Here is a 9,945-nt window from a genome sequence, read left to right on the forward strand (position 1 = left end):
ATGACCTCAAACTAATTCAGACTGAGAGCGACCTTGCGAGCCAGTTCCACCATGCGGTTGGCATAGCCCCATTCGTTGTCGTACCAGGCTAAGATTTTTACCTGGGTGTCATTGACGACCATGGTAGATAGGGCATCAATAATTGCAGAGCGAGGATCATCCTTATAATCAATCGAAACGAGAGGACGTTTTTCATAGCCTAGAATCCCTTTGAGAGAACCCTCAGCGGCAACCTCTAGCAAGCCGTTAATCATTTCCACTGTGGTGGGGCGCTTGACCTCAAATACACAGTCTGTCAGCGATGCATTTAATAAGGGCACTCGCACAGCCAATCCATTCAGCTTGCCATTCAGTTCGGGATAAATTAGCCCGATCGCCGTTGCTGAACCTGTTGTGGTGGGAATCAACGACAGGCTAGACGCTCTAGCACGACGCAGATCTTTATGGGGAGCATCCACTAGGGTTTGGGTATTCGTCTGGTCATGAATCGTGGTAATCACCCCATGCTGGATGCCCAAACCTTCATGGATCACCTTGACGATAGGAGCCAAACAGTTGGTAGTACAGGAAGCAGCCGTCAGCAGATGATGTTGGTCAGGCCGATAAAGGTGGTCATTCACCCCCATAACAACGTTCAAAGCAACTTCCTTGACAGGAGCTGCGACAATTACCTTGCGAACGCCGCACTGGTAGTAAGGCTCTAGTGTTTCAGGTGTGCGGAACTTACCTGAAGACTCCAACACTAGATCCACCTGTTTTGCTTCCCATGGCACCGCTCCCGGTTGGGCAAACTCACTGAAGCTGAGAGACGTACCATCAATCGAGACTGTGTCAGCAACCGCCTCGACCTCCGGTGCCCAACGCCCGTGCACCGAATCAAATTTCAGCAGATGAGCCGCCGTCGCAGCGCCCCCCTTGAGCTCATTGATGTGGACAAACTCTAGCTCTGGCCATCCCCAAGCGGCACGCAGTGCCAGTCGCCCAATCCGACCGAACCCATTAATTCCGACTCGAATTCCCATACTTAATAATTTTCTATAGTGGTCTCATCGTTTTCCAACAAAAAAGCAAGCGCTAAAACTGAGCTTGCTTGCGGAGTAATTCCCGAATGGTCAGGTTTTGCTGGGACTTGCCTGCAAATACGGTGCCGATTTTGCCCCGGTAGAAGTGAACTCGCGCAATGTGATACCCCTCTGCTGGAAGTGGGATATAACCCACTGAGCTGACTAAGTTCTCGACATTCTTGAGATAAAACTCTGTGAACGCCCGTACCTCTGGTTTGACTTGAGCTGATCGAGCATTGACATAGATGAATAAGGGTCGAGCTAACGGCTGATATTGGTTGCGCTCTACCGTTGCGGCTGAAGGTAAGACCGGGCCTTTGCCGCTGTCGATCGCGAGGGCTTTCAAATTTTTTTGATGGGCCAGGTAGTAGGCGTAGCCAAAATAGCCTAGAGCATTGGGGTCTTGACTCACCCCTCGCACCAGCACCTGATCATCCTCACTGGCAACGTAGTCGTTGCGACTGGCATCGACTTTGCCCATCACTGCTTCAGTGAAGTAGTCAAAGGTGCCTGAATCTTTACCAGGGCCAAAGAGCTTCAAAGGTTGATCTGGCCAATTGCTTCTCACTTGCCGCCAACGGGTAATGGTACCTTGAGCTGCTGGTTCCCACATCTTGCGGAGTTCAGCCAAAGTAATGTGATCTGCCCAGGTATTTTTGGGGTTGACGACAACGGTGAGGGCATCAAAGGCCACAGGAAATTCCATATAGGGCACCCCGTTTTTCCGACATCGCTCCATCTCTGGGGCAAGAATGGGTCGGGAGGCATCACTGATGTCTGTCTGACCAGCACAGAATTTTCTGAAGCCACCCGTTGTCCCGGATTGCTCCACAGATATCTGCACCTGCTTACCGTTGGGGGTTTTTTGAAAGGCTTTGACGATCGCCTGTGAGATCGGGTAGACCGTGCTAGAACCATCCACTTTGATCACGGCGCGTGATTGGGCAACGGTCTGAGAAATGAGGAAAGCGGTCAAACCTGCTGCGATCGCAGGCATTCCAAGCGCTAGGGCAGCGTTCTTTACAACTGCATTCATACGGCTCAATCCCCTAGGATGCGTTAGAGATACTCTTCAATCATTTCAAATTAAATTGATTTGTCAAGGCCAGAATGCAATTGTTGACCCACGGTTGATAGCTCAAAATACTCGGTCGATGGTCGAGGTACATACAGGCTGGTATCACTGAGCTAAAGCAGCAAAACTCTGTCTAGCAATGCCCAAGGACTACCCACTAAAACCGGCTAAGGCTATCGTCAAACTCACGTCCTACCTTATGGGTTAAAACAAGTTTTACCTGTTTGAGTATCTAGAGATGAAAGCACAGACTGGGAGAAATATGCTGATACGTGATGTAAAATTAAGTACTTTTATTTAGCACAAAACCTAGAAAAAATACGCAGAAGACTAGGAAGTTTGCAACACTCCAGCAAGGTCATCTGTTGATGCCAAGGATCAAGGTTTGTGCAGTCGAAACAAGATCAATATATAGGTACTATAGTAGAGGTGATTTTCTGTCGCAGCCTTTTTCACCAAGACCGTTGAAAAGACTGAATCTAGATTTTTACCTGATTGACTGACAGAACTCAATCCGCCCTCACCCCACCCCCTCTCCCAGAGCGGGAGAGGGGCTTTTGAACCAGTTCTGGGTCTGAAGTCCCTTCTCCCCTTGTGGGAGAAGGGATTTAGGGATGAGGGAAAAAGATCTGTCAGTCAAGCAAGATTTTTACAGCGGTTTGAAATGTATAAGATACGTTGCTGATGTTCTAGTTCATTACAAAAGTTCAACATCTAGTGTTGTCTGAATCTCCCATCACATGCTGATATAAAGGTAGTTTGAAGCCGCTGATATCTAATACCTATAGGGTTTTTAAGAGAATTACCCGTGGGTATAGGGTCTGTTTTTAGCAGTAAACAATGTTTGATTTAATTAATGGCTGATGGTAGTCGATGCAATTCCTTTGAATTTTTTGTATGATTTTATCGAAGTGAAGCTGTGTATCATATAGATACATGCAAACTGTTTTTTTTACAAAAATTTGAAATTCAAATTATAAATAAGAGCTGTTTGTCTTATGGTCAAGCGATCTCTCCGAGCCTCTACCTCCGGCATTCAAAAGGCTAAACGCTCCTTTAGCATCAAGGGATGGACGCAGGAAAATCTGTCAGGAGAAGTGAACCTCAAGACCCGTCAGCCGATCTGGCGGTTCTTCACCGGGCAACCGGTTGATCGTCAGATTTTTATGGAAATTTGTTCGATTTTGGATTTAGATTGGCGAGAGATTGCCCTAGATCCACCCGCAGAATTCCCAGAACCGGGAGAGCATGTGGCACCGATCGCCCAGGATATTGACATTCTGGTACAACAGGTGCGATCGCAGCGCCACGACACGATTCAAAACAAGTGTGGCATCTTGCAGCTATTAGACATTAGCCGTCCGGTCAAGATTGATGATATCTATGTGGATGTCAATATTTTGGAGGAAATTGCCAGTCAGCAGTGGTTTGAGATTTCTGACCTGCAAAACTTGCAACTTACCGAATTTGATCGCGCTGGCTTGGGAACGGTTGAGCAGAAGCAAATACCGGGGATGCAGGCGGTTGAGACGTATTCGAAACTCAGAGTGCTGGGGAAACCAGGGGTTGGCAAAACCACCTTTTTGCAACATCTGGCGATTCAGTGTAATCGGGGGGCATTCGCTGCCAACCAAGTGCCGATTTTTATCTTATTGAGAGAGTTTGCCGAAGACTCCCAGCATCGTGATGAATTTAGCCTGTTCAATTATATTCATCAGGTGTTTCTCACCTCTGGTATTTCCAATCCGATAGTGCTTGAAACCTTACTGCAAGCGGGCAGAGTGCTGCTGTTGATGGATGGAATGGATGAAGTACTCAACCAGGACATTACAGCGGTTCTCAAAGAAATTCGTAAATTTTCAGACAATTATCATCGAAATCAATATGTGGCATCGTGTCGCACTGCCGCCAAAAAGCTGCGACTGCGCGGCTTCACCGATGTGGAAATTGCCCCCTTTACCCAAGAGCAAATCACCACCTTTGCCCAAAAGTGGTTTGTGGCATTAACCAAAACCACCGCTAAAGTCGGGCAAGATCAGGCTACCCAGTTTATTCAGAAGTTGGACTTGCCAGAAAACTGGCAGTTTCGGCAACTGGTGGGCACCCCCCTGTTTCTACATCTGGCCTGCTGGGTATTTCATGGCCAAGGGAAATTTCCCACCAAGCGGACTGAGTTTTATAAACAAGGGCTGGATCTGCTGCTGGGTCAATGGGATGAAGCCAAAGGGGTCGAACGCGATCAGGTTTACCGGGGGTTTTTAGTGCCTCAAAAGCTGAGCATGTTGAGCCAGCTGGCAGCCGTGACCTTTGAGAAAGGGCAGTACTTTTTTGAGCAACGCACGATTGAGCAGTATATTGGGGACTATTTGCGGAATTTGCCAGGTGCGTCCCAGGAACCAGAGGAACTGCAACTCGAAAGTGAAGCAATGCTGAATGCGATCGAGGCACAGCATGGACTTCTGATCGAACGAGCACGGGGAATTTTTTCGTTTTCCTACCTGGCGTTTCAAGAATACTTCACGGCGCGAAAAATTGTTGCCAGCTATAATCTACGGTCATTGGAAAAAGCGCTGGAAGGATTGGTCGGTCATCTCACGGATCCGCACTGGCGGGAGGTTTTTCTGTTGACGGCTGCGATGTTGCGCAGTGCAGATTCACTGGTGCAGTTAATGAAGCAACAAATTGATTCGTTAGTCGCTCAAGACCCCTATCTGCAAGAATTTTTGATGTGGGCCAGTGAAAAATCCCAGACCATTCAAACCGAACCCAAACTTGCTACCACCCGAGCGTTCTACCTTGCCCTTGCCCAAGCCCCGCATACGGCAGCGCACTTTGCCTTGGCTAGCACCCTTGATCAGGGAATGTTTTTGGATGTGGCCTTGGAAAACTTGCTGCTGGAGTTTGCCGTTGACCACAGTCAAGATTTTGCCTATGCCAATGCCTGTAGCGAAGCGCTCAACAACATTCTGGTGATGGTTCTGGAGTCAGGATTTTATAAGTCTCTCCAAGAATTGAAAGACCAATTGCCAGCTGCCAGTGAAAAAAAGGAACGGCTTCAGGAGTGGTGGCAGGAAAACTATGCTGAATGGGTAGAACACTTGAGGAGCACGATCTCCCATTACCGCAATACGAATCATCCCTGGCAGTTTAGCCCGGAGCAACAGCAAGTGCTGCAACATTACTACGATGCCAATCAACTCCTCGTCGATTGTTTGAATAGTAACTGTGAAATTACACCAGCAACCCGTAAAGAAATTGAAGCGACATTGCTACTCCCTCAAAAGGAACTGGAAGAGCGGGAGTGGAAAGGGAATTGAATTGTTAAACTTTGCTCTTCAGCAACGTGTTGGTAAAACTTTCATCAATTCCCTTAAAACTCATACAATTCAAGCACTCACATAAACATGATCTCAGACATCGCCATGCGATGATTTTTCAAGTAGCTATTTCAATCGTTAAATCGCTAAACATTGAAAATCTTAAGGGAGGAACATATGCCAAGGCTCGTGGGAAGACAGTCAAATAGTAGTTGGTATACTGGACTGTTTCTTGTGGTTGCGATCGCAACCCTCGGATCACTGGAATACCTCGGAGTCATTAATATCATACCTGGCTTTGGTGAGGATCAAAGGTTTGGCGATCAATCTCAACAACAATTCCGACCTTGATAGGGTTTATCGGGTTCGCAGACCCGATGAGCGGATGTTTTTTCAAATATCCACTGAAGACGAGTCAATGACTGAATCAATTCATGGGAGTTTACCAGCAATGTATAAGGGAAGAGATATCATTGGCAAGCCGGTGGTCTCCTATGATCTGGGTGAGAAATTTGATATCGTTGAAGACTTGATTTTTGACCAAGATAGCAATCAACTGCTAGGGTTTCTGGTCAGTGAGTCGAGTTGGTTTAGTAGTGCACAGGTTTTGTTGTTGAAAGATGTGCAGGTGATTGGCCCTGATGCCGTGATTACAGCCTCTCAAGCGGCGATCGCTAAAGTCAGTGAAATTCCAGCGATTCATCACATCTTAGAGCACAATAATATCCTCAAAGGGACTCGCATCCTGACCATGGATGGACGAGATCTAGGGATGATGATCGACCTTTACTTCGATGAGCACACAGGTGACGTTGAGGGCTACGAAGTTTCAGGCGGTCTATTTGCCGATGCCTATTCGGGACGTTCCTTTGTGCCAGCCCCTCAAACCTTAAAAATTGGGAGAGATGTGGCCTTTGTACCGACTCAGACCGCCCAACTGATGGAAGAGCAAGTCGGGGGGATTAGAGGAGCGATGCAGACGGTCAGCGATAGGGTTCAGGAAACCGCTCAAGTCACAGGAGATAAGATCCAGGAATTGGGACGCATAACTAGCGAGAAAGCTCAAGAAACCGCGCAGGTCACAGGAGATAAGATCCAAGAATTGGGGCGAAGTGCCACAACCTCGATCGCCAATATCATTGTCGATCCCGAGGAGCAAAAAGCCTTTGTGATTGGTAAAACGGTTGAGCATGATGTTGTCACGCTTGGGGGGCAATCACTGGTGCTTCAAGGGCAGATCGTCACCTCGGAGATTGCTGATTCAGCAGACAATTTGGGGGTTCTGGATCAGTTGTATCGAGCAACGGGAGGCAGCTTGTCAAACAAGCTCAGTGAACGGTTTGGCAATGCAGTTGCCAGTTTGAGTATCGATCAAGCCCAAGGCATGCGGATTCGGCAAATCGTTCGCAGCGATGAAGGCTCGATCATCGCTGCTCAAGGTCAAATTGTGACGCAACAAGTCATTCAACGGGCAAAGACTTATCACCAGGAACAAGCGTTACTCCAGGCGGTGGGTTTATCGACCGATGAAGCCGTGCGCAACAGCACCAGTAGTGCCATGACGGTGGCAGGCGATCGCCTCAAGTCAACCAGCCAAAAGACAGGGGAGCAACTGCAAGCGGGAGCAAAAGGTCTTTGGGCACACGTCAAAGTTACTGCTAGTGAGATCCAGGATCGGGGGACTCAGGCCATTGAGGAAAAGCGCATTAAGGGCGCTCTAGGTCGGGCTGTAACCCGTGTGATTCTCGATCAGCAGGATGATGTGATTCTCAATGTGGGGGAGTTAATCACCCATCAAGCGATCGCGAGTGCCCGTCAATCTCAGGTTCTCGACCTACTGCTAAGCTCGGTTTACAATGAAAAACCCCAACTCTCCCTAGAAGATCTGCGGGCACCACAAGCCGGTAGTGCAGCGCTGTCATATAGCCCAGGGGAGGCATCTAAAAGCCTTCTCTAACGATCATCAAACACCAATTGGGGCTACCTCATAGGGGTTCATACAACGTGTTTGACGCTAACTTTATTCATCCTCCCAGACAGGGAGCCGTGAACAACAGCAAATACTTCGGCGATGCCAATCAATCCTGATCGATTTCAAGAATCGTAACTACGAGGTGACAGGGGCAATCCAGCCAGGAATAGAAGCCACGTAGTTGTCCCTTCAAAGAGATCTAGAAGATCGGAAAGTGTAAGGAGATTAAATTGATAGAGCACTCCTTTGGGTTCTACGGTATCGCGTTCTTTGGGATTATCCTGGCACGGTATTTTCTGGTGGCAGGGGGAATGTACCTGTGCTTTTATTCGCCATTCATTCAGTCCATTGTTAATCCCAATCTACAGCGTCTAGCTCCCGATTGGCGATCGGTACAATGGGATATTCAACTCTCTGTAGTTTCGGCGGGGGTATTTTCGCTGGCAGCGGCCTTCATTCTATTAGAATACAGTTGGGGCATTACCCGCCTATACAGTCATTCTCAACAGTATGGACTGTGGTATTTAGGGGTTAGCTATGGAGCGGTTTTAGTTCTCCAGGATGCTTATTTCTATTTTACCCATCGCTGCTTTCATCACCCGTCACTTTTTCCTTGGTTGCATCAGGGGCATCACCGATCACGGTATCCTACCCCCTTGACTTCCTTTGCCTTTGACCCATTAGAAGCGATCGTTCAGTCTCTCTTTCTGATCGGCATTGTCTTTTTGATTCCACTACACTTCATTACCTTAATTGCAGTGCTTACGACCATGACGGTGTGGGCGGTGTTAAATCATCTTGGGATTGAGCGATTGCCCACCTCATTTCCCCATCATTGGTTGGGCCGGTGGTGTATTGGGCCAGCCCACCATTCCATTCATCATCGCAATTACACCCTACATTATGGTCTGTATTTCACGTTTTGGGACAAACTTCTTGGCACTCAAGACCCTAACTACGAGAAGAAGTTTGTTGAGCATCTATTAGATAAAGTCGATGGAGCTTAATCAGGAGTTTTAGTAGTGCAGCGCCAACCAATGCACTTGATCGCTGTGTCTATTATCAGATTGATGTCCCAGTGATAAATCGAGTTTTGCTTCCATTGATTCCTTCCATGAGAGTTTCAGGAATAATGTATTTTTACTCACGTTTTGTATCGTACTTAATCAATTCATTTAATAAATAAAACAACGGTCGATGAAACTAATAACAGCAGCAGAGTTATTAACGCATATTAGGTCAGCAGATCTGAAGTTTAATCAGGAGCATATCATGAGTTTAATTGATAGAGCGAAAGCAACAGACAAAAATATCAAAGGTAAAGTTCAAGAAGGAGTAGGCGATCTGACTGGCGATCCAAAACTTCAGGCAGAGGGTCAGGAAAAACAGGCAGAGGCAAAAGTTCGTAACTCGGTTGAAGATGTAAAAGATAGAGTCAAAGAAATTACGGACTAATCAGCCAATTGTCGCTGACTTCGATCCAGCAAAGTGTATCCCTAGTTTCAGGCATCATCAGTATAGTGTATGTCAGGTAACCTAGAAAATTTTCAAGTTGTTAAATGTCGGTTCTCAGAAGCTGCCTGAAACGCTATCGTACAGATCTTTTGGGCGATGTTATCCATCCAGTCTCCTTAGATCATTGGCTTATTTTAGAAGCCAATGATCTATCCCTGATTAAACTGACCCTTTCAAGTAAGAGGAACATCTTTCTTAAAGTGTTCTCAGCAACAGTTGTTCTTTATCCATTTATCCTTGATCCATCTAATTATTTTTGGAGTCAAAAAGATGATCTCACTGCGACAAATTCGTGGCCTTTTTCTGATCATGGTTTTAGGTGTAATGCTGGTCATTACAATTGCTTATGATTTTGGATCTTCAGATACCTGGCTTGCAACTTCACACACACAACTCATCAGTCCACCCCAGACTCAAATTACAAGCATGAACCGAGCAGAGGCAGTTACTAAGAATCTTCAAGGCCCAACTGAAGCAGCGATCGCAACAGGACAGATGATCCCAGACTAGAGGTTCTTGGCAAAGCCAAGCAAGTCGAAAGTTAGGCATTCAATGCTGTAGAAAATGTGAAAATACGGTTCGAGAAATGATCAATGAATAATGGATAATCAATCGGAAGCACCATGAGTCCGACAGTTGACAACTTCACTAAAGGACTTCATGACAATTTAGAAGCGATCGCCTTAGAAGCGATCGCCGCCAGACTAGATGCTCTAGCCGCAGCGGCAAATCCAGAGAAATAAGGCATGATTAAGCCAAGCTTTTAATAAGCTCAGAATGTTCATTCATAAGGAGGGTAATATGAGAGTTACTGACCCCGAAGCTGATGGTTTGGTTCTTAACTCTGCATGGACAAATAAGATCGCTTTGCTGATGATGATCTTAGGCATCATTTCGATCCTATTTCCTTTATTTGTTGCTGTTACCTCAATCTTATTATTCGGCTGGGTATTCATATTTGCCGGAATTTCACAAATTCTTTATGCCCTGCAATCAAGAAAT

General features: G+C 46.7%; 8 protein-coding genes. 6 read left to right on the forward strand and 2 right to left on the reverse strand.

Features of this window, described 5'->3' with window-relative positions; translation table 11 throughout:
- Positions 1–11 precede the first annotated feature (11 nt).
- Both DO97_RS14050 and DO97_RS14055 read right to left on the reverse strand, forming a co-directional pair.
- The gene (locus DO97_RS14050; protein ID WP_036534496.1) at positions 12–1,022 is read right to left on the reverse strand and encodes an ArsJ-associated glyceraldehyde-3-phosphate dehydrogenase; all 1,011 of its coding nucleotides are present in this window, start codon (positions 1,020–1,022) and stop codon (positions 12–14) included.
- A gap of 52 nt (positions 1,023–1,074) precedes the next feature.
- Positions 1,075–2,100 carry a PstS family phosphate ABC transporter substrate-binding protein gene (locus tag DO97_RS14055; RefSeq protein ID WP_036534499.1) on the reverse strand — a complete coding sequence of 342 codons (1,026 nt, stop codon included), beginning with the start codon at positions 2,098–2,100 and terminating at the stop codon, positions 1,075–1,077.
- Between the two features lie 1,037 nt (positions 2,101–3,137).
- Here DO97_RS14055 and DO97_RS14060 point away from each other — a divergent pair.
- The 6 genes from DO97_RS14060 to DO97_RS14085 form a co-directional block, all read left to right on the forward strand.
- The gene (locus DO97_RS14060; protein ID WP_036534502.1) at positions 3,138–5,456 is read left to right on the forward strand and encodes an NACHT domain-containing protein; all 2,319 of its coding nucleotides are present in this window, start codon (positions 3,138–3,140) and stop codon (positions 5,454–5,456) included.
- A gap of 451 nt (positions 5,457–5,907) precedes the next feature.
- A complete protein-coding gene (locus tag DO97_RS14065) occupies positions 5,908–7,413 on the forward strand; it encodes a PRC-barrel domain-containing protein (protein WP_052128751.1) in 1,506 nt (501 codons plus the stop codon).
- Positions 7,414–7,658: 245 nt separating this feature from the next.
- A complete protein-coding gene (locus DO97_RS14070; protein WP_036534504.1) occupies positions 7,659–8,435 on the forward strand; it encodes a sterol desaturase family protein in 777 nt (258 codons plus the stop codon).
- 265 nt (positions 8,436–8,700) lie between these two features.
- Positions 8,701–8,883, forward strand: coding sequence for a CsbD family protein (locus DO97_RS14075; RefSeq protein WP_036534506.1), 183 nt, complete (start codon positions 8,701–8,703; stop codon positions 8,881–8,883).
- A gap of 297 nt (positions 8,884–9,180) precedes the next feature.
- Positions 9,181–9,453 (forward strand): hypothetical protein, encoded by a 273-nt coding sequence (locus DO97_RS14080; RefSeq protein WP_204368639.1) that lies wholly within the window; start codon positions 9,181–9,183, stop codon positions 9,451–9,453.
- A gap of 291 nt (positions 9,454–9,744) precedes the next feature.
- The coding region (locus DO97_RS14085) for a DUF308 domain-containing protein (RefSeq protein WP_036534540.1) at positions 9,745–9,945 on the forward strand (201 nt) is incomplete at its 3' end.

The organism is Neosynechococcus sphagnicola sy1 (assembly GCF_000775285.1).
GTDB lineage: Bacteria > Cyanobacteriota > Cyanobacteriia > Neosynechococcales > Neosynechococcaceae > Neosynechococcus > Neosynechococcus sphagnicola.

Excerpts from the sequence above, each read along its gene's own strand:
- DO97_RS14060 (WP_036534502.1), top strand. The coding sequence starts at position 3,138 with ATGGTCAAGCGATCTCTCCGAGCCTCTACCTCCGGCATTCAAAAGGCT.
- DO97_RS14050 (WP_036534496.1), bottom strand. The coding sequence starts at position 1,022 with ATGGGAATTCGAGTCGGAATTAATGGGTTCGGTCGGATTGGGCGACTG.
- DO97_RS14065 (WP_052128751.1), top strand. The coding sequence starts at position 5,908 with ATGTATAAGGGAAGAGATATCATTGGCAAGCCGGTGGTCTCCTATGAT.
- DO97_RS14055 (WP_036534499.1), bottom strand. The coding sequence starts at position 2,100 with ATGAATGCAGTTGTAAAGAACGCTGCCCTAGCGCTTGGAATGCCTGCG.
- DO97_RS14075 (WP_036534506.1), top strand. The coding sequence starts at position 8,701 with ATGAGTTTAATTGATAGAGCGAAAGCAACAGACAAAAATATCAAAGGT.